Raw genomic sequence first — 20340 nt, 5'->3', positions numbered from 1 at the left:
GTGTGACCTGGCCGAGCCCGTCACCCGATACAGGACCGGTATCGCAACGTGCACCGATGTGAAGGGGACGTGACAGGGGTCACTTCTTGCTGTCGATTACTGCCTTCATCACACTCTTGGCGATCGGGGCCGCGAGACCACCACCGGAGATGTCGTCCCGGTTGGCGCTCTCGTCCTCGACCACCACGGCGACGGCGACCGGGGAGCTGCCGTCGGCGAGCTTCGCGTACGAGATGAACCAGGCGTACGGGTTCGCGCTGTTGGCCACACCGTGCTGGGCGGTACCGGTCTTGCCGCCCACCGTGACGCCGTTCTCGTTGATCTGGGCGTTTTTGCCGGTGCCCTCCTTGACGACCGTCTCCATCATCGACTGAAGGATCTGGGCGTTGTCCTTGGAGAGCGGCTCGCTCAGCTTCTGCGGCTCGGTCTGCGAGATCACGTCCAGGTTCGGGGCCTGGAGCTTGTCGACCATGTACGGCTTCATGAGCGTGCCGTCGTTGGCGACCGCCGAGGCGACCATGGCCATCTGCAGCGGGGTCGCCGCGGTCTCGAACTGGCCGATGGAGCTGAGCGCCGTCTGGGGCTTGTCCATCGTCTTGGGGAAGATGGAGGCGTTCGAGCGGACCGGCGTGAACTGCTGGGCGTTGAAGCCGAACTTCTCGGCCTCCGACAGCATCTTGTCCTTGCCGAGGTCGGCGCCGATCTTGCCGAAGACGGTGTTGCAGGAGTAGCGGAGCGCGACGCGCATGGTCGCGTCCTTGCAGGGGATGCTGCCCTCGTTCTTCAGCTCGGTCCTGGTGTCCGGCAGGGTGTACGGCAGCGGGGAGTCCGTCTTCTGGTCCGCGGACGAGTACAGCCCGTTCTGCAGCGCCGCCGCCGCGGTGACCACCTTGAAGGTGGAGCCCGGCGGGTAGGTCTCGCGCAGTGCCCGGTTGAGCAGCGGGTCGTTGGGGTCGTTCTTCTTCTGCAGCTTCGTCCAGGCCTTGCCGTCGACGCTCGTCGAGTTCCCGGCGAAGGTCGAGGGGTCGTACGACGGGGTCGAGGCCAGTGCCAGGATCGCGCCGGTCTTGGGGTCGATCGCCGCGACGGCGCCCTTGCCCTGCTTCAGCAGACCCTGGTACGCGGCCTTCTGCGCGGCGGCGTTGAGGGTGGTGACGACGTTGCCGCCCTGCTTCTTCTTGCCCGTGAGCATGTCGAGGGTGTTGCGGAAGAAGAGCCGGTCGTCGTTGCCGGTGAGGATGCCGTCGTCGATGCTCTCCAGCTGGGTGGCGCCGAAGGCCTGGGAGGCGTACCCGGTGACGGGCGCCCACATCGCGCCGTCCTTGTAGGTGCGCTTGTACTCGAAGTCGTTGATGCCGTCCTTGGCCGACTTCGCGGCCCCGGTGATCGGGTTGCCGTCGACGATGATGTCGCCGCGCGGGGTGGCGTACCGCTCGATGGCGACGCGCCGGTTGAGCGTGTCGGTCCGCAGGCTGTCCGCCTGGACGTACTGGATGTAGTTGTCGCGGATGAGCAGGGCGAGGACGAGGAGTCCGCAGAAGATCGCGATCCGGCGCAGGGGCTTGTTCACGGGCGGACCACCTGGGTCATCTCGGCGTCGGGGCTGGGCGCGGGTGCGGGGGCCGGGCGGCGGGCGGTGTCGCTGATTCGGATGAGGATGCCCATCAGCGCCCAGTTGGCGATGACGGAGGAGCCTCCGTAGGCCAGGAACGGCATCGTCATACCGGTGAGGGGGATCAGGCCCATGACGCCGCCCGCGACGACGAAGACCTGGAGCGCGAAGCCGCCGGAGAGACCGACGGCGAGGAGCTTGCCGAACGGGTCGCGGGCCGCGAGCGCCGTACGGATGCCGCGCTCCGCGATCAGGCCGTAGAGGACCAGGATCGCCATGATCCCCGCCAGGCCCAGTTCCTCGCCGAAGCTGGCGAGGATGAAGTCGGAGTTGGCGGCGAACCGGATGAGTTCGGAGTGGCCCTGTCCCCATCCGGTGCCGAGCGTGCCGCCGGAGCCGAAGGCCCACAGGGCCTGCATGGCCTGCTCGGAGTGGAGGATGCCGTCGTGGGTTCCGGCCTGGCTGAGCTTGTACTCGTGCAGCGGGTTGAGCCAGGCCTGGACACGCGTCTGGATGTGCGGTTCGAAGCTCGCCACGCCCACGGCGCCGACCGCCGACATCAGCAGACCGAAGACGATCCAGCTGGTCCGCTCCGTGGCGACGTACAGCATGATCACGAACATGCCGAAGAACAGCAGCGAGGTACCGAGGTCGGTCTCGAAGACCAGGATCAGGATGGAGACGAACCAGACCACCAGGATCGGGCCGAGGTCCCGTCCGCGCGGCAGGTAGAGGCCCATGAAGCGGCGGCTGGCGAGGGCCAGCGCGTCGCGCTTGACCATCAGGTAGCCGGCGAAGAACACCGCGAGGATGATCTTCGCGAACTCGCCGGGCTGGAGGGTGCCGAGGCCGGGAATCGAGATCCAGATCTTGGCACCGTAGATGTTGGCGCCGAGGCCCGGAACCAGCGGCAGCAGGAGCAGGATCAGGGCGCCGAACATGGAGATGTAGGTGTAGCGCTGCAGGACACGGTGGTCCTTGAGGAAGATCAGCACGGCGACGAGCAGGCCGATGCCCAGCGCCGTGTACATCAGCTGGCGGGGCGCGGCGGGGGCGAAATTGGGCAGCGACCGGAGCAGCTTGGACTGGTCGAGGCGCCAGATCATCACCAGCCCGAGCCCGTTGAGGAGCGTCGCCAGCGGCAGCAGCAGCGGGTCCGCGTACGGGGCGAACTTGCGCACCGCGAGATGGCCGACGCCGGCGAGCAGGCCGAGTCCGAGACCGTAGCTCAGCAGGCCGGGCGGCACCGAGTCATTGATGGCCAGGCCCACGTTGGCGTAGGCGAAGACCGGGATGACGACGGCGAACACCAACAGTGCCAGCTCGGTGTTGCGCCGGCTCGGCGTGCCGATCGAGCCGATCGTCGACGTGTGGTGCGTCGGCGTGTTCGTACTACTGCTCATGGTGTGACAGGGCCCCTCACGGCTTCTTACTGCTTACCGCACAGCGAGACCAGCTTCTGCTCCTCGTCGGAGAGGCTGGGGCCGGGTGTGGGAGTAGGTGCGGTCTTGGACGGGTTCGACGACGGTGAACTCGACGAGTTCGGTGTCGGCGTCGGGCTGGACGTGGCCTTGGACGTCAGAGAGGTGGTTGTGGTTCCCGTGGTCCCACCTGCCTCGCCCTGACCGGTCTTGGCGTTGTTCTGCGTCTCGGCGGAGCGGCGCTCGGAGTCCTTCCTGCACGCGGACGCCTGCACGGCGAGCTCGTCGATCTTGGACCGGGCGTCGCTGAGACCGCCCTCCGCGATGGTCGCTTTGACCTGCTTCTGCTGGTACGGCGGCAGGTACTTGAGTTCGATCTCGGGGTGATCCTTCTCCACCTTCGACAGCGAGACCCAGGCCAGGTCCTGGCTGATCCCGCGGTACAGCGCGACGTGCTTGCCGTTGCTGCCGACGTAGTACTGCGTCTGCGTCCACCGGTAGCCGCCGTACGCGCCGCCGCCGATGACGGCGAGCGCGAGCACGGAGTAGAAGGATCTCTTCAGCCACTTGCGTCCGCCGCGCGGCTTGACGAAGTCCTCGTCCGAGTAGTCGGCGAAGCCGCCCGTGGGGGCGTAGCCGTCGGCGTCGCCGCTGCCGGGCGGTCCGAACTCGCCGCCGCCCTGTCCGGGCACCGGACGGCCGAGACCGGAGGCGCGCCCCGCGGGCGTCTGCATGGCGCCGTTGTCGTGCAGCTGGTGCTGGTTCTCGGCGACCGCGCCCACCACGACGGGGGTGTCGGAGAGCTGGGCGGCGAGGGTGTCGCCGGAGTCGATGTCGAGGACGTCGGCCACGATGACGGTGATGTTGTCGGGGCCGCCGCCGCGCAGCGCGAGCTCGATGAGGTTCTGGACGGTCTCCTGCGGGCCCTGGTAGCTGGCGAGGGTGTCCTCCATCGTCTGGTGCGAGACGACGCCGGACAGTCCGTCGGAGCAGATCAGGTAGCGGTCGCCGGCGCGGACCTCGCGGATGGAGAGGTCCGGCTCGACGTGGTCGCCGCTGCCCAGCGCGCGCATCAGCAGGGAGCGCTGCGGGTGGGTGGTGGCTTCCTCCTCGGTGATGCGGCCCTCGTCGACGAGGCGCTGCACCCAGGTGTGGTCCTGGGTGATCTGCGTGAGGACGCCGTCCCGCAGCAGATAGGCGCGGGAGTCGCCGACATGCACGAGGCCGAGGCGCTGGCCGGTCCACAGGAGGGCGGTGAGGGTGGTCCCCATGCCCTCCAGCTGCGGGTCCTCCTCGACCATCATCCTGAGCTGGTCGTTGGCCCGCTGCACGGCCGTGCCGAGCGAGGTGAGGATGTCGGAGCCGGGCACGTCGTCGTCGAGCGCCACGATGGTGGAGATCACCTCGGAGGAGGCGACCTCACCGGCGGCCTGGCCGCCCATTCCGTCGGCGATCGCGAGCAGCCGGGGGCCGGCGTAGCCGGAGTCCTCGTTGCCCTCGCGGATCATGCCTTTGTGCGATCCGGCGGCGAAGCGCAGTGACAGACTCATGCGCACCTCGCCCGTCGGCTCCGGGTACATCCGCACGGTGCCCACCCTCCGGTCGGGAGCGCGCCGGGGTCCTTCGTGTGGACCGCCGCTGCGTGCTCGCTCCGCTCGCTCATTGTCGTACTACTTCCGCAGCTCGATGACGGTCTTGCCGATGCGGATGGGCGCACCCAGGGGGATCGGCGTGGGAGTCGTCAGTCGGCTCCGGTCGAGATACGTGCCGTTGGTGGAGCCGAGATCCTCGACGATCCACTGGCCGTCCCGGTCCGGGTAGATCCTGGCATGGCGGCTGGACGCGTAGTCGTCGTCCAGCACGATGGTGCTGTCGTGCGCGCGGCCGAGCGTGATGGTCTGCCCCTGGAGCGCGACCGTCGTGCCCGTGAGAGTGCCCTCGGAGACGACGAGTTTGGTGGGGGCGCCGCGGCGCTGGCGTCCGCCGCCGCTCGGCGCCGCCTGCTGGCGCTGCGGCGGTGGCGCCGCAGCCTGGCGCGCGGCCTGTTGCGGCCTGGCGGCGTCCCTGCGCGAGCCGCGCTGTGTGACACGCGTTCCGAACAGGTCGCTGCGGATGACCTGCACGGCCACGATCACGAACAGCCACAGTACGGCCAGGAAACCCAGCCGCATGACCGTGAGGGTCAGCTCTGACATTGCCCCCGCTTCACCCTTCGGCTTGCCGGTAAATGATGGTGGTGCTGCCCACGACGATCCGCGAGCCGTCGCGGAGCGTAGCGCGGGTGGTGTGCTGCCCGTCCACCACGATGCCGTTGGTGGACCCGAGATCCTGGATCGTCGAGGGCGTTCCGGTCCGGATCTCACAGTGCCGGCGGGATACGCCGGGGTCGTCGATCCGCACGTCGGCTTCGGTGCTGCGGCCCAGCACCAGCGTCGGGCGGGAGATCTGATGGCGGGTGCCGTTGATCTCGATCCAGTGCCGCGTGCGGCCGCCGCTCGCCGGCCCGGTGGCCGGGCCGGGCCGCTGGCCCATGGGCGAGGGCCCCGGGCGTCCGGGCGGCGGCGCGGACGGCATGGGAGGTGCGGCGGCCGGCGGGTAGCCGTACCCGCCCTGGCCGCCCTGGCCTCGCGGGGACGCCGGAGCGGGGCCCGCGGGGGCGCGCTCGGGCGCCTGCTGGTCGGTGGAGGAGGCGAGCGTACGGCTGCGCACCCGGTACAGACCGGTGTCGAGGTCGTCGGCCTTCTCCAGATGGACCTTGATGGGGCCCATGAAGGTGTAGCGCTGCTGCTTGGCGTAGTCGCGCACCATGCCGGCGAGCTCGTCGCCGAGCTGGCCCGAGTAGGGGCTGAGGCGCTCGAAGTCCGGTGTGCTCAGCTCCACGATGAAGTCGTTCGGTACGACGGTCCGCTCGCGGTTCCAGATCGTGGCGTTGTTGTCGCACTCGCGCTGCAGCGCTCCGGCGATCTCCACGGGCTGGACCTCGGACTTGAACACCTTGGCGAAGGTGCCGTTGACCAGACCTTCGAGACGCTGCTCGAATTTCTTCAGGACTCCCATGGGGCACCTCCTCCTTCGTAGCCGTCCTGGTACTGCGTGCTGCCTGTGCCGTACTGCGCACGGCCCGCCGCGTCGTACGGTCGGCCGCTGTCGTCCTGGTCGTGCTGGTACTGCTTACTGATCGTATCCACGCGCCGGGAAATCGGCTGGTTCCCCCTGTCGGCCCGGTCGACAGGTTGTCGACGCCTTCCGAAGTCCCCTCCCGAAGTTCCCTGCGGGGCACCTTTTCGAACTCTTCCCTGCACTACTCCTGCCAAGGATCGTAGAGGCGGCCCGGGACCAGTGTCCCGCACCCGACTGTGCACGCTGTCCTGCTCCTGGGGAGATGGCCTGGACCGGTACGAGGTTGATACGTGAACCGGTTCTCGTCGACACGTGGAGCGGCGCCGACGGGCTCGGGCCCCGGCGTACGGGAGCCGGCCCGGGGCCCAGGGGTGCCGGGGCCGCTCGAAAGCGATGTGAATCCGCCCCTGCCACCGTGCTAATCTTCTGCATGTCGGAAGGCGCTCGCACCACACGGTGGGGCACCGGAGGACACACCCAATGCGCGGGTGGCGGAATAGGCAGACGCGCTGGATTCAGGTTCCAGTGCCCGCAAGGGCGTGGGGGTTCAACTCCCCCCTCGCGCACCAGTGAAGAGGGCCCATCGTGATCACGATGGGCCCTCTTCCGTATGCCCGGACCAGACTGGATCCAGGGTTCGGGCGGCTACGGTCCGAGTGTGTTCTGTCTCTCAATTTTTCTCGGACCACCGGGGCGGGGTCTCAGGGGTGCCGGCGCAGGGGCAGATGGATCTCCAGCAGCGTGCCGGTGGGGGTGCCCGGGTTGACGCGCGTGCGGCCGCCGAGGTCGTCGATCCGGTCGGTCAGGGCGCGCAGGGCCTCGGCGGAGCCGGTCGCGGGTCCGTGGCCGTCGTCGGTCACCCTCGCGTAGAGCCAGCGTCTGGTGACGCGTACGACGGTGTCCACCTGCCGCGCGCCCGAGCGGGCCAGGCGGTCGCGCAGGGCCTCGCGCAGGGCGAGGAAGGTCTCCTCCCGGTACCGCTCGGAGAGGGTCCGCTCGTCCCCGACGACCTCGACGGAGGTCCGGACGCCGAAGCCGGCGCGCGGGCGGGGGCCCGCGAGGAAGGCCTCCAGGGCCTCGCGCAGGGGCGGTAGCTCGGCCCGCCGGCGCAGACCCCCGACGAGCGCCTGGTTCTGCCGGGCCGCCTCCGCCAACGCCCGCTGTGCTGCGGCGAGATGAGCGGCGGAGGTGTGGTGGGAGGTGGTGGGGGAGTCGGGGGACGTGAGGGAGCCCGTGGTGGCGTGTGCGTCGGTGGCGGTGGGCGTCGCCGCGGTCGGGGTGGTGGCGGCCGACACGGCGGCTTCGAGGCTGTGGCGGGCCGTGGACAGGGCGCCGCCCAGTTCGTCGTGGAGCTGCCGGGCCAGCCTGCGGCGCTCACCGCGGCCGTCGTCGCCGGACCACACTCCCTCCCCGGCGTCCCGGACCACCTCGCCGAGGCGCCGGACGACCGCGACCGCACGCGGCAGCACGCTCTCCCGGTGTGCGATGCCGTGCTCCAGGACGTGCAGCAGGGCGCACTCCAGGAGCAGCGCGACGGCGGCCGCCACCTGGTGAGGGGAGGCCGCGGGCGGGGCGACGGGGGCGGGGACGGGGACGGGGACGGGGACGGGCGGATGTTCCGTGGCGGGGGGTGCGGACGTGGTCGGGGCGGGTTCCGCGGCGCGCATCAGGACGGTGCGGGCGAACTCCGTCAGCGTGCCGCGCAGGGCCGGCACCTCCGCCTCGGCGGGGGCGAGTACGGCGGGCAGTCGGGCGGTGAAGCGGTCGAGCACGGCGTCGGTCTCCCAGGCCCCCAGGGTGTCGCCGGTCGGGCCCGTGGCGGGGCCGCGTCGCGGTGCCGTCCGGGACGCCGCACGGACCAGGCCCTCGTGCAGGGCTTCGCCGAATCCGATGCCTACGGCCGGCACCGCCCCGGGAACGCAGACGGGCGGGGGGGCGGGGGCGGGGGCGGTCGTGCTGCTCATCGGACTCCTCAACGCTCGGGTGACGCTCGGGTGCCGGGGCAACGTGGCCGCCGTCAACGTAACAAACAGACTTGTCTGATTGTCAAGGGTCGACGAGCGTTCCGGACGGCTTGTGCTCATGGGATCGGTCTCCCGTCAAGGGTCCGGTCATGGCCAAGAGCAGGGGGATGTATGGGGATTGGATGGAGGTCCGCGTTCACGGGGCTGTCGACTAAAACAGGCATGGTTGTATGATTCCGGTTGTTGCTGGCGCCCACGGGCACCCGCGCGCTCCTTCATGCCAAGCGCAGGAATAGGCAGGTGCAGCCTGATGCAGACTCGGTCCGAACAGACCCGTCAGGCTCTCGTCCGTGCCGCGGCGGAACTGATAGCGAACGGCCGGCCCGCCGATGCGGGGCTGGTCAACATCTGCCGCCAGGCCGGAGTGAGCCGGGGGGCTCTCTACCACCACTTCTCCTCCATCGCGGAGTTGAACGCCGCCGTCTACGAGCAGGCGCACGAGCGCGTCGTGGCGCTCATGGACGAGGCCTTCGGGGGCGGCGGCGTGGAGGACGCCCCCGAGCGCCTCCTGATCGCCTTCTGCGAGGCCCTGCGGACGGAGGAACTCGTCCGCGCCGGCATCCAGTTGGCGGTGGACGGGTCTTCGGGTCCGCCGCGGCTGCGCGACGACGTGCTGACGCTCGTACGCGGGCGCGTCGCCGACACGCACCGGGACGCCGTGCCCGCGCCGGAGGATCTCGCCGACCTCGCCGTCGTGGTGGCCGCGGGGCTGGAGACCCTGGGGCACACGGATGCCGAGTGGTGGGACGCCAAGACGTCCAAGAGGCTGTGGGCGCTGTTGCGGCCGTTGTTCTCGGCGGGAGCCGTCGGTGCGGTGGGTGCGGTGGGTGCGGTGGGTGCCATGGGTGGGATGGGTACGGAGGGGGCCGGGCGACGGGGGGACGGGGAGCGGGTCTGAGGCGCCGCGGTGGGCCGCTCCTGCCCTGGGCGGAGCCGTAGCGGGGCGCACCTGTCCTGCGCGGCAGTTGGTGTGGCAGGGGCACCTGTTCCGGCTCCGGGAGGGGGCGCGGCGAGGCGCATCGGAGGGGCAGGGTCCTGGATCAGGATCTGGATCTGGATCAGCAGGCCTCTGTCCGGGCGGAGTTGTGTGAACCGGCGCCAGGGGCGGGATGCTGCCGCGGCTCGTGCGGCTCGTGCGGCTCGTGCGGCTCGTGCGGCTCGTGCGGCTCGTGCGGCTCGTGCGGCTCGTGCGGCTCGTGCGGCTCGTGCGGCCAAGTGCGTCGGACGCACTTGGGTGCCAGGGGCGGTGGCCGCGTTCGCGGCGCGGGTGTGGAGCGCCGTCAAGTTCCGGGCCCGGGCCGTGGCTTGGGGGCGCCTGGCCGCTCGGCGTGGTGTGGCCGGTTCGGTCGGGATCCGGCCGGTTCGGCGGGGTTCCGCGAGGTCCGGACGCGCTCAGACGTCCTCGGGCGGCACCGTCACGCCGGTGCGCAGGCGGCCGAGCAGGCCGGGAGTGGCCAGGCCGGGCAGCACGAAACGCCAGAACGCGCCGATGCGTTCGGGCAGGTCCTCGCGGTTGCTGTACACCTGCGACATCAGCTGCAGCCCGGTGAAGGCGCCGACGATGGTGGAGGTCGCTTCCTGGATGTCCACGCCGGGCAGGATCTCGCCCTGCTCCTCGGCCTGCCGCAGCAGCGCCAGGATGGCCGCGCCGGACTGCTCGTACGCGGTCTCCGGCGGGCGGGAGAAGGACGTCTGCTCCACCGCGAGCCGCACACTCGCGCGCAGCACCGGGTCGCTCTGGAGGCGCTGGGCGAACTCCAGGGTCAGGTCGATGACCGCCTGGAGCTTCACCGCGCGGTCCGGCACCACGAGGGCCTCGCTGTGCGCGGTCACCAGGGCCACGGCGATCGCTTCCTTGGAGGGGAAGTGGTGGTACAGCGCGCCTCGGGTGAGACCCGTCCGGGCCAGGATGTCGTTGGTGCTCGCCGCGTCGTAACCGCGCTCGTCGAACACCCGCGCAGCGGACTCCAGGATCGAGTGCCTCGACCTCGTCCCGCGCTCTTGTGTGGCCATGCCAGGTCCCTGCTCTCGCCCCGCTGGAATTTTACCGACTGGTCTGTATTGTATCGGCAAGGCGGCACGCCGCCAGGGGGCGGGAGTATTCGATTCCGGTTCGGCTCGGTTTTCGGTCGCTCCGAGCGTGGCTCTTCAGTGCTGCTTCAGTGCTGCTTCAGCGGTTCTCAAGCGGACTGTGCGGGGGTGGTCCCCGGGGCGTCGGTCGCGGGTACCCCCGGGCGGTCGCGGACGACCGCCCGGGACTACGGATGACCGAGCCGGAAGCCGACCCCGCGGACGGTGATGATCCAGCCGCTCGAACCGAGCTTGCCGCGCAGGCTGCTGACGTGGGTGTCTATGGTGCGCCCGCGGTGGGACCAGGTGTCGTCCCAGACCTGCGCCATCAGCTGGCGGCGCGGCATCACGGTGCCGGGCTGCGAGGCCAGCAGGTGCAGCAGGTCGAACTCCTTGCGGGTCAGGTCCACCGGCTCCCCGTCCAGGGTGGCCACCCGCGTGCCGACGTCGATGCGCAACGGCCCGTGGGTGATGACCTGGGCGGACGCCGGCTGCTGCCGTACCCGGCGCATCACCGCCTCCATCCGCGCCAGCAACTCCCGGAAGCCGTAGGGCTTGACCAGGTAGTCGTCGGCTCCGGCCTGCAGTCCGAGCACCCGGTCGAGCTCCGACCCACGCGCGGTGACGGCGATGACCGGGGTGTCGCAGACCGCCCGGATGCCCCGGCACACCTCCAGCCCGTCCAGGTCGGGCAGGTCCAGGTCGAGCAGCAGGAGATCGGCGTCGCGGTGCGCCTGGAGCGCCTTGGTGCCGGTGGCCACGCTCTGCGCGGCGTACCCCTGTCGCAGCAGGCCCTGGACGAGGGAGTCGGCGGCCCTGGGGTCGTTCTCCACGACCAGGACGCGCAGGGCTCCGGCCGGGGGGCCGGGGTGGTCGGTCGCAGCGTGTGCGGCGACCGGCCGGCCGGGGTGGGGAATCGTGGGGCGGTGCGGGAGATTGCGCTGCGGTCGGACGTCGAGTAGATCCACGGCTTGCCGATTCATCTGCTCCTCCTGAGGCACAGTCTCGTCATCACGGAACGGACTGCTGAACGCTCACCTCAAGGACGATAGCAAACAGACTTGTCTGATTGTCAACGTGTTCTCCGTCCCCCGCGCGTCGGCCTGCGCGCTTCGTCATCAGCCCGTGTTGACCTGCGTTGATGTGTGGTTCTCCGCCATTTCGAGGTGATGCTTCGAGGAGGTCCGCGCGAGGTGACGAGCCCGGCCGGGCGCGGCTTGATGCCTCTAACCATGCAGGTCTGCACGGTTTCGGAGGGGCGGTGGCGCAAGTGGCGCGATCGTGTCGTACCGGTCGGTAACGACGGCCTGAACCTAGAGGGATACTAAAGCTTTACTTGAAGAACCGAACAGACATGTCTGTATCTTGTGCGAGCAAGAGAACGTCGGCCACGGGGGGTGGCTGCCGACAGTGCGAAGTGCTGCCCCCTGCTCGGAAACAGACAGGAGTGCCGTACATGTCGTACACCACCTCCACCCGTGTGTCCGTCGAAAGCGACGTCGCGACGGTGGCCACGAGGGCCCCACGAACCATCGCGAGGACTACGCAGCCCCGGCTGACCACGACGGTTCCGCGCGAGTACGTTCATCGCGCCGCCGTCTCCGAAGTGCTCCTGACCGGCTGGGAAGCCGCCGCCGAAGCCGCCGGGCCCGACCGCTCCGACGTCTTCGCGGTCAGCGCCCAATGGCCGCGCAGCCACTCGTTCTTCACCCAGTCCGGCGGCTATCAGGACCCGATGCTGCTGATCGAGTCCGTCCGGCAGATCGGCTCCCTGCTCGCGCACGCCGAGTTCGGCGTCCCCTTCGGGCACCAGTTCCTGATGTGGGACATGTCGTTCAGCACCGCTCCCGAACTGCTCGTCGCGGACGCCGTGCCCACCGAGGTGGAACTGCGCACCGTCTGCCGCGACATCGTCCGCCGGGGCCGTGTGCTCGGCGGCATGCGCTACGACGTCACCGTGCTGCGTGACGGAAAGGCCCTGGCCACCGGGGGCGCCGCGTTCAGCTGCACCAGCCCGGCCGTCCACCGCAGGCTGCGCGCCGGCCGCCCCACCACCACCGACCGTGTCGTGCCGCCGGGGATCGAGCCCGCCGCCGTGGGCCACTCCGGCGACCGCCATGTGCTGCTCGCGGAGCCCGGGTCGGCGGCGGGCGCCGACGAGCGCTGGGAACTGCGCGTCGACACCGCCCATCCCACCTTCTTCGACCATCCCGTCGACCACATACCGGGCATGGTGCTGCTGGAGGCGGCCCGGCAGGCCGCCCTCGTCTCGTCGGGCATGCCCGACGCCCTGCTGCTGGGCCTCAAGAGCAACTTCGCGCGCTACGCCGAGTTCGACGCCCCCTGCTGGATCGAACCGCGGGTCGAACCGCACGGCACCGACGGCGGCGTACTGGTGCGGGTGCGCGGCACGCAGCACGCTGAGACGGTCTTCACCGCCGAACTCGTCCTGAGCCCGCGCGGCCGCTGAACCCGGACACCGTCCGGGCCCCTTGGCGACCGTCCCATCCCGAGGAGAGTGTTCCGTGCCCACCCTTCTGATCACCGGCGCGGCCGGCTTCGTCGGCAGCCATGTCACTCGCGAAGCGGCGCGGCAGCGAACCGAGTTGAGGCTGATGTCGCACCGCAGTCCCCTGCCCGGTTCCGGCCCCCGGGTCGTACGGGCCGACCTGAGCGAACCCGCGTCCCTGCGCGGGGTGTGCGAGGGCGTCGACGTCCTGATCCACTGCGCCTCGCGGATCGGCGGCGACGTCGAGGCCAACGAGGCCGTCAACGCCCGCGGTACGGCGGCCCTGGTCGAGGAGGCGCGCAGCGCGGGGGTTGCGCGCATCGTCCAGCTCAGCACCGCTTCCGTCTACGGCCGCGGTACCTTCCGCGGCGGCCGGCCCGGGGAACTGACGCGCAATCCGGGCTCGCCCACCTCTCGTACCCGGGCCGCGGCCGAGGACGCCGTGCTCGCGGCCGGCGGCATCGTCCTGCGGCCGCACCTGGTGTACGGGGAGGGCGACGCGTGGGTGGTTCCGGGACTGGCCCGGCTGCTGTCCACGCTGCCGGGCACCGTGGACGGCTGGCCCTCCCGGACGTCCGTGATCGCGGTGTCCGAGCTGGCCGGACTCCTGGTGGCGACCGCGCTGGCCCCCGCCGCCGACCTGACGGCCTCCGTCTATCACGCGGCCCACCCGGAGCCCCTCGCCGTGGACGCCCTGCTGCGCGCGGTGGCGGAGTGCGTCGGCATCGACCGGCCGGACCGGGATCTGACCGCCGACCAGGCCAGGGAGGTCCTGGAGGAACGCGGCGTACCGGCGTCGGGGCTCGACATGTTCACCACCGACCACGTCTTCGACAGCGCCCCGCTCTGGTCCGATCTGCGCCGTACTCCCGGCCCGGGGTTCGCCACCGATTTCGCGCTCGCCGCGCCCTGGTACCGCAAGGTCCTGCACTCCGACCGCGAGGCCCGGCACTCCGCCTGAGCGTGCCCGTACTCCGCCTGAGCGTGCCCGGACTCCGGCTGAAGTTCCCGGACTCCGGCTGAAGGACCGAAGGTCTCCGCACTCCGGTCGTCTCGACTCACGGCGGCCCGGAAATCCCGCGAGAAGGCCGAAAGCACGTCTGTGGAATGCTGCATTCCCGCTCTTTCCGGACCCGACGGTTCCACCCGTCGGGTCCGGCTTTTTGACGGAGGCCTGACCTTTTTCTTTCCTCTTCCGGAAACTGCTGCCCCGGGTCTGCGGATTCTGACCCAGTTCTGCAGCGGACCGTATTGAAGGGGGGTGTGCGCTCGAACAGTCTTGTGGCTCCGAGCGGAGTCAGGGGAGGTTCATCGTGCGCAAGGTGCTCATCGCCAACCGTGGCGAAATCGCTGTCCGCGTGGCCCGGGCGTGCCGGGATGCCGGGATCGCGAGCGTTGCCGTGTATGCGGAACCGGACCGGGACGCTGTGCATGTCCGAGCGGCGGACGAGGCGTTCGCGTTGGGCGGTGACACCCCGGCCACCAGTTATCTGGACATCGCGAAGGTGCTCAGGGCCGCCGGGGACTCGGGGGCGGACGCGGTCCATCCCGGGTACGGCTTCCTGTCCGAGAACGCCGAGTTCGCGCAGGCCGTCCTGGACGCCGGACTGATCTGGATCGGGCCGCCCCCGCAGGCCATCCGTGACCTGGGTGACAAGGTCGCCGCCCGGCACATCGCGCAGCGTGCCGGTGCCCCGCTGGTCGCGGGCACCCCCGACCCGGTCTCCGGCGCGGAGGAGGTCGTCGCCTTCGCGAAGGAGCACGGGCTGCCGATCGCGATCAAGGCGGCGTTCGGCGGCGGCGGACGCGGGCTGAAGGTCGCCCGCACCCTGGAGGAGGTCCCGGAGCTGTACGACTCGGCGGTCCGCGAGGCGGTCGCCGCGTTCGGACGCGGTGAGTGCTTCGTCGAGCGTTACCTCGACAAGCCCCGCCATGTGGAGACGCAGTGTCTGGCCGACACGCACGGCAACGTGGTCGTCGTCTCGACCCGTGACTGCTCGCTCCAGCGCCGTCACCAGAAGCTGGTGGAGGAGGCGCCCGCTCCGTTCCTGTCCGACGCGCAGGTCGCCGAGTTGTACGCGTCGTCCAAGGCGATCCTCAAGGAGGCCGGCTACGTCGGCGCGGGCACGGTGGAGTTCCTCGTCGGGATGGACGGCACGATCTCCTTCCTGGAGGTCAACACCCGTCTGCAGGTCGAGCACCCGGTCACCGAGGAGGTCGCCGGCATCGACCTGGTCCGGGAGATGTTCCGTATCGCGGACGGCGAGGAACTCGGCTACGGCGATCCCGAACTGCGCGGCCACTCCTTCGAGTTCCGTATCAACGGCGAGGACCCCGGCCGCGGCTTCCTGCCCGCTCCCGGCACCGTCACCACCTTCGCCCCGCCCTCCGGCCCCGGCGTCCGCCTCGACGCCGGCGTGCAGTGCGGCAGCGTGATCGGTCCGGCCTGGGACTCCCTGCTGGCCAAGCTGATCGTGACCGGCCGTACCCGCGCGGAGGCGCTCCAGCGCGCCGCCCGCGCCCTGGAGGAGTTCACCGTCGAGGGCATGGCGACCGCGATCCCGTTCCACCGCGCGGTGGTGCGGGACCCGGCGTTCGCTCCGGAGCTGACCGGTTCCGCGGACCCGTTCACCGTCCACACCCGGTGGATCGAGACCGAGTTCGTCAACGAGATCCCCGCGTTCACGGCCCCCGCGGACGCGGACACCGAGGACGAGTCGGGCCGCGAGTCCGTCGTGGTCGAGGTCGGCGGGCGCCGCCTCGAGGTGTCGCTGCCGTCCTCGCTGGGCATGGCGACGGCCCGTGCGGCACTCGGCGGGGGCGCCAGGCCCAAACGCCGCGGCACCCGCAGGTCCGGGCCGGCGGCCTCCGGCGACACCCTCGCCTCGCCCATGCAGGGCACGATCGTCAAGATCGCGGTCGAGGAGGGCCAGGAAGTGCGGGAGGGCGACCTCGTCGTCGTCCTGGAGGCCATGAAGATGGAGCAGCCCCTCAACGCCCACCGCTCCGGCACCGTCAAGGGGCTGAGCGCCGAAGTGGGCGCGTCCGTCACCTCCGGCGCCGCCCTGTGCGACATCACCAGCTGAGGCATGAGCGGATTCTCGGCGAATTCGCCAGGGAACCGTGCGGTCCTCCGGAATTACCTGCGGAATTCTGACGGGGTCTGACAATTACCTGACACAGAGAATATTGAAACCGCTCTTATCGCCCCGGATACTGAATACGAGCTTTCTTCAACTGTCGTGTGTGGTGGGCCCCGAGGAGAGGGAAACGTATGTACAGCACGCTGATTGTGGCTCGGATGGACCCCGGGTCGAGCGTCGACGTGGCCAGGATTTTCGGTGATTTCGACGACACGGAAATGCCGCACCGCATGGGAACGCGCCGGCGCCAGCTCTTCCAGTACCGGGGTCTGTACTTCCACCTCCAGGACTTCGACGCGGACAACGGCGGCGAGCTGATCCAGCACGCCCGGCACGACGCGCGCTTCGTACAGATCAGTGAGGACCTGAAGCCGTTCATCGAGGCGTACGACCCGGCCACCTGGCGCTCCCCGGCCGACGCGATGGCCACGCGCTTCTACAACTGGGAGGCGTCCGCGTGACCGGCCGACGAGTCGTCATCACCGGCATAGAGGTGCTGGCCCCCGGCGGTGTCGGGGCGAAGAACTTCTGGAACCTGCTGAGCGAGGGCCGTACGGCCACCCGCCGCATCAGTTTCTTCGACCCCAGCCCGTTCCGCTCCCGGGTCGCCGCGGAGATCGACTTCGATCCCGCGGAGCACGGACTGAGCCCGCAGGAGATCCGCCGGATGGACCGCGCCGCGCAGTTCGCGGTGGTCGCGGCCCGTGGCGCGGTCGCCGACAGCGGCATCGACATCGACGCCCACGACCCGTACCGGGTGGGTGTCACCATCGGCAGCGCGGTCGGCGCCACCATGGGTCTCGACGAGGAGTACAACGTCGTCAGCGACGGCGGCCGGCTGCGCCTGGTGGACCACGCGTACACCGTCCCGCACCTGTACAACTACCTGGTTCCCAGCTCCTTCGCGGCCGAGGTCGCCTGGGCGGTGGGCGCGCAGGGCCCCAGCACGGTGGTCTCCACGGGCTGCACGTCCGGCATCGACTCGGTCGGCCACGCCGTCGAGCTGCTGCGCGAGGGCTCGGCCGACGTCATGATCACGGGTTCGTCCGACGCCCCGATCTCGCCGATCACGATGGCGTGCTTCGACGCGATCAAGGCGACGACGCCCAGGGACGACGCCCCCGAGCGGGCCTCGCGTCCCTTCGACGGGACCCGCAACGGGTTCGTCCTCGGGGAGGGTGCCGCCGTGTTCGTCCTGGAGGAGCTGGAGAGCGCCCGGGGGCGCGGCGCGCACATCTACGCCGAGATCGCCGGATACGCGACGCGCTCGAACGCGTACCACATGACGGGTCTGCGACCGGACGGCGCGGAGATGGCCGAGGCCATCACGACCGCGCTGGACGAGGCCAGGATGAACCCGACCGAGATCGACTACATCAACGCGCACGGCTCGGGCACCAAGCAGAACGACCGCCATGAGACCGAGGCGTTCAAGCGGAGCCTGGGCGACCACGCCTACCGGACCCCGGTCAGCTCGATCAAGTCGATGGTCGGGCACTCGCTCGGCGCGATCGGTTCCATCGAGATCGCCGCGTCCGCGCTGGCGATGGAGAACCACGTCGTGCCGCCCACGGCCAACCTGACCACCCCCGACCCCAAGTGCGACCTCGACTACGTGCCGCTGGTCGCCCGGGAGCAGCTCACCGACGCGGTGCTCACGGTCGGCAGCGGCTTCGGGGGATTCCAGAGCGCCATGGTGCTGGCGCGTCCCGAGAGGAGCGTGGCATGACCACCACGGTGGTAGTGACCGGTCTGGGCATCGCCGCCCCCAACGGACTGGGCGCACAGGACTACTGGGCCGCCACCCGGACCGGCAAGAACGGCATCGGACGGGTCACCCGCTTCGACCCGTCGTCCTACCCGTCGACCCTGGCGGGCGAGGTGCCCGGCTTCGTCGCCGAGGACGTGCTGCCGAGCCGGCTGCTGCCGCAGACCGACCACATGACGCGGATGGCGCTGGTCGCCGCCGACTGGGCGCTCGCCGACGCGGGGATCGACCCCAAGGAGCTGCCGCAGTACGACATGGGCGTCGTCACGGCCAGTTCCTCGGGCGGCTTCGAGTTCGGCCAGGGCGAGCTGGAGAAGCTGTGGAGCCAGGGCAGCCAGTACGTCTCCGCCTACCAGTCCTTCGCCTGGTTCTACGCCGTCAACAGCGGCCAGATCTCCATCCGTAACGGGCTGAAGGGTCCCAGCGGCGTCATCGTCAGCGACGAGGCCGGCGGTCTCGACGCGGTGGCGCACGGACGGCGGCTCATCCGCAAGGGCACCCCGATGATCGTCTCCGGGGGTGTCGACGCGTCGATCTGCCCCTGGGGCTGGGTGGCGCAGATGGCCGGCGACCGGCTGAGCACGAGCGACGAACCGACCCGCGCCTATCTGCCCTTCGACGCCGACGCGTCCGGCTATGTGCCGGGCGAGGGCGGCGCCATCCTGATCATGGAGTCGGCCGAGTCGGCGTGTGCGCGCGGCGCCCGGATCTACGGCGAGATCGCGGGCTACGGCTCGACGTTCGACCCACGGCCGGGCAGCGACCGTGAGCCCGGACTGCGCAAGGCGGTCGAACTCGCCCTCGCCGACGCGGACGTGGCACCCGGGGACGTCGACGTGGTCTTCGCGGACGCCGCCGGCGTGCCGGAGCTGGACCGGATCGAGGCCGCGGCGATCTCGGCGGTCTTCGGTGTCCGGGGCGTCCCGGTCACCGCGCCGAAGACGATGACGGGCCGGCTGTACTCCGGCGCGGCCCCGCTCGACGTCGCCACCGCCCTGCTCGCCATGGAGGAGGGACTGATCCCCCCGACGGTGCACGTCGACCCCGACGAGGAGTACGGCCTCGACCTGGTCCTCACCCAGTCGCGCCCCGCCCAGGTGCGTACCGCGCTGGTCCTGGCCCGCGGCTACGGCGGTTTCAACTCGGCCGTGGTCGTCCGCGCCGTCGACTGACCGGCACGGTCCTGCGGGCCCCGCCCCGGCGCTGCTCCTCTCTTCCCTCGACCGCCCCTCTGCCACCCCGTCACCGCTGCCCGGCTCCCCGATCGACCGGACTTCCCCTCGCCCGGAGATCCCATCGACCGCACGTGCCGTAGCCCGCACGTGCCGTAGCCCGCACGTGCCGTAGCCCGGACGTCCCCAAGCCCGGACGTCCGCAGCTCGACCATCACCGTCCGACCGATCACCGTCCGACCGATCACCGCCCGACCGATCCATCTCGACCTGGGAAGGAACCCACGTGTCCACTACGGAATTCACCTTGGACGACCTGCGCCGCATCCTGCTGGAGGGCGCGGGCGTCGACGAGGGCGTCGATCTCGACGGCGACATCCTCGACGAGCCGTTCGAAGTCCTCGGCTACGAGTCGCTGGCCCTGCTGGAGACCGGCAGCCGCATCGAGCGCGAGTACGGGATCGTCCTCGACGAGGACCTGCTGACCGACGCCGACACCCCGCGCGCCCTCATCGAGGCCGTGAACCACCAGTTCGGCGCCGACGAGCCCGCCGCCGCCTGACCCCGACGGCTTTCCCGGGCCGGGCGAAACCTTTCGCCGCACCGCGCGGAGCCGCGTCCCACTCCATCCGAGCGGGCCCCGTCCGGCCCGGGACCGCCGCAGCAGACCACACGTCACAGGGAGAGGAAGCACATGTCAACGCTGGAGAAGCGGGTCGCTCTCATCACCGGAGCCACCAGCGGCATCGGTCTCGCGTCCGCCCGTGCGCTGGCCGCCGCCGGCCACCGGGTGTTCATCGGCGCGCGCAACGCCGACAACGTCGCCGAGACGGTCAAGACGCTCCAGGACGAGGGGGTCGAGGCGGACGGCAGCGTCCTCGACGTCCGCGACCCGGCCTCGGCCGCCGCATTCGTTCAGGCCGCCGTCGACCGCTTCGGCACCGTCGACGTCCTGGTCAACAACGCCGGCCGGTCCGGCGGCGGTGTCACGGCCGACATCGAGGACGAGCTGTGGACCGATGTCATCGACACCAACCTCAACAGCGTCTTCCGGCTGACCCGGGAAGTGCTCAACACGGGCGGCATGCGCCACCGGAGCCGCGGCCGGATCATCAACATCGCCTCCACGGCGGGCAAGCAGGGCGTGGTCCTGGGCGCCCCCTACTCCGCCTCCAAGCACGGCGTGGTCGGTTTCACCAAGGCCCTCGGCAACGAGCTGGCCCCCACCGGCATCACCGTGAACGCCGTCTGCCCCGGCTATGTCGAGACGCCGATGGCCCAGCGCGTGCGCGCCGGGTACGCCGCCGCCTACGACACCTCCGAGGACGCCATCCTCGAGAAGTTCCAGGCGAAGATCCCGCTCGGCCGCTACTCCACCCCGGAGGAGGTGGCCGGCATGGTCGCCTACCTCGCCTCCGACACGGCCGCCTCGGTCACCGCGCAGGCCATCAACGTCTGCGGCGGACTCGGCAACTTCTGAGCGGCCCCAGCCACCCCCGTC

The 20340-nt window shown here is 70.5% G+C and carries 18 protein-coding genes and 1 tRNA gene; 10 read left to right on the top strand and 9 right to left on the bottom strand.

The features are described 5' to 3' along the window. Positions 1–79: 79 nt before the first annotated feature. From OG199_RS21415 to OG199_RS21390, 6 genes are all read right to left on the bottom strand, one after another. Complete coding sequence (locus OG199_RS21415) at positions 80–1570, bottom strand: penicillin-binding transpeptidase domain-containing protein (protein ID WP_351724564.1); 1491 nt, start codon at positions 1568–1570, stop codon at positions 80–82. Beyond that, on the bottom strand, positions 1567–3015 hold the full coding sequence (locus tag OG199_RS21410; protein WP_168529074.1) for an FtsW/RodA/SpoVE family cell cycle protein: 1449 nt from the start codon (positions 3013–3015) through the stop codon (positions 1567–1569). Before OG199_RS21410 ends, OG199_RS21415 begins: the two co-directional genes overlap by 4 nt. Before the next feature lie 26 nt (positions 3016–3041). Further along, positions 3042–4583 (bottom strand): Stp1/IreP family PP2C-type Ser/Thr phosphatase, encoded by a 1542-nt coding sequence (locus tag OG199_RS21405; RefSeq protein WP_356802062.1) that lies wholly within the window; start codon positions 4581–4583, stop codon positions 3042–3044. A 120-nt stretch (positions 4584–4703) separates the two neighbouring features. Beyond that, on the bottom strand, positions 4704–5228 hold the full coding sequence (locus OG199_RS21400; protein ID WP_266700307.1) for an FHA domain-containing protein: 525 nt from the start codon (positions 5226–5228) through the stop codon (positions 4704–4706). Between the two features lie 10 nt (positions 5229–5238). Next, on the bottom strand, positions 5239–6090 hold the full coding sequence (locus OG199_RS21395) for an FhaA domain-containing protein (protein WP_401807373.1): 852 nt from the start codon (positions 6088–6090) through the stop codon (positions 5239–5241). Next, entirely contained in the window at positions 6078–6221 is a 144-nt protein-coding gene (locus OG199_RS21390) for a hypothetical protein (protein ID WP_153289598.1), read from the bottom strand. The genes OG199_RS21395 and OG199_RS21390 overlap by 13 nt, the downstream gene beginning before the upstream one ends. A gap of 414 nt (positions 6222–6635) precedes the next feature. Between OG199_RS21390 and OG199_RS21385 the strand changes: the two genes are divergently transcribed. Then, positions 6636–6722, top strand: a tRNA-Leu gene (locus tag OG199_RS21385). Positions 6723–6854: 132 nt separating this feature from the next. On the opposite strand, the gene OG199_RS21380 is transcribed toward OG199_RS21385, so the two are convergent. Continuing rightward, a complete protein-coding gene (locus OG199_RS21380) occupies positions 6855–8117 on the bottom strand; it encodes a histidine kinase (RefSeq protein WP_405830821.1) in 1263 nt (420 codons plus the stop codon). A 310-nt stretch (positions 8118–8427) separates the two neighbouring features. Here OG199_RS21380 and OG199_RS21375 point away from each other — a divergent pair, with 310 nt between their 5' ends. After that, entirely contained in the window at positions 8428–9075 is a 648-nt protein-coding gene (locus OG199_RS21375; RefSeq protein ID WP_356809742.1) for a TetR/AcrR family transcriptional regulator, read from the top strand. Positions 9076–9569: 494 nt separating this feature from the next. On the opposite strand, the gene OG199_RS21370 is transcribed toward OG199_RS21375, so the two are convergent. Next, a complete protein-coding gene (locus OG199_RS21370) occupies positions 9570–10190 on the bottom strand; it encodes a ScbR family autoregulator-binding transcription factor (protein WP_401807357.1) in 621 nt (206 codons plus the stop codon). Positions 10191–10435: 245 nt separating this feature from the next. Beyond that, a complete protein-coding gene (locus OG199_RS21365) occupies positions 10436–11230 on the bottom strand; it encodes a response regulator transcription factor (protein WP_356809420.1) in 795 nt (264 codons plus the stop codon). Positions 11231–11703: 473 nt separating this feature from the next. On the opposite strand from OG199_RS21365, the gene OG199_RS21360 reads away from it, so the two are divergent. The 8 genes from OG199_RS21360 to fabG all read left to right on the top strand — a co-directional run bounded on the left by OG199_RS21360 (position 11704) and on the right by fabG (position 20319). Further along, positions 11704–12717 (top strand): ScbA/BarX family gamma-butyrolactone biosynthesis protein, encoded by a 1014-nt coding sequence (locus OG199_RS21360; RefSeq protein WP_405830818.1) that lies wholly within the window; start codon positions 11704–11706, stop codon positions 12715–12717. Between the two features lie 55 nt (positions 12718–12772). After that, a complete protein-coding gene (locus OG199_RS21355; RefSeq protein WP_356809422.1) occupies positions 12773–13717 on the top strand; it encodes an NAD-dependent epimerase/dehydratase family protein in 945 nt (314 codons plus the stop codon). Between the two features lie 352 nt (positions 13718–14069). After that, on the top strand, positions 14070–15842 hold the full coding sequence (locus OG199_RS21350) for an acetyl/propionyl/methylcrotonyl-CoA carboxylase subunit alpha (RefSeq protein WP_405830817.1): 1773 nt from the start codon (positions 14070–14072) through the stop codon (positions 15840–15842). A 188-nt stretch (positions 15843–16030) separates the two neighbouring features. Next, positions 16031–16360, top strand: coding sequence for a TcmI family type II polyketide cyclase (locus tag OG199_RS21345; protein ID WP_351726568.1), 330 nt, complete (start codon positions 16031–16033; stop codon positions 16358–16360). After that, positions 16357–17628: a beta-ketoacyl-[acyl-carrier-protein] synthase family protein gene (locus tag OG199_RS21340; protein WP_356809544.1), complete on the top strand. Its 1272-nt coding sequence runs from the start codon at positions 16357–16359 to the stop codon at positions 17626–17628. The genes OG199_RS21345 and OG199_RS21340 overlap by 4 nt, the downstream gene beginning before the upstream one ends. Continuing rightward, entirely contained in the window at positions 17625–18839 is a 1215-nt protein-coding gene (locus OG199_RS21335) for a ketosynthase chain-length factor (protein ID WP_401806482.1), read from the top strand. Before OG199_RS21340 ends, OG199_RS21335 begins: the two co-directional genes overlap by 4 nt. A 286-nt stretch (positions 18840–19125) precedes the next feature. Next, positions 19126–19401: an acyl carrier protein gene (locus OG199_RS21330; RefSeq protein WP_266700319.1), complete on the top strand. Its 276-nt coding sequence runs from the start codon at positions 19126–19128 to the stop codon at positions 19399–19401. A gap of 132 nt (positions 19402–19533) precedes the next feature. After that, positions 19534–20319, top strand: a complete 786-nt coding sequence (gene fabG / locus OG199_RS21325) for a 3-oxoacyl-ACP reductase FabG (RefSeq protein WP_266700320.1) — start codon at positions 19534–19536, stop codon at positions 20317–20319. Positions 20320–20340: the final 21 nt, after the last annotated feature.

The organism is Streptomyces sp. NBC_01176, from assembly GCF_045039825.1.
Classification (GTDB): domain Bacteria; phylum Actinomycetota; class Actinomycetes; order Streptomycetales; family Streptomycetaceae; genus Streptomyces.
The sequence above is the reverse complement of the archived record's forward strand: the minus strand, read 5'-3'. Positions and strand labels throughout refer to the sequence as shown.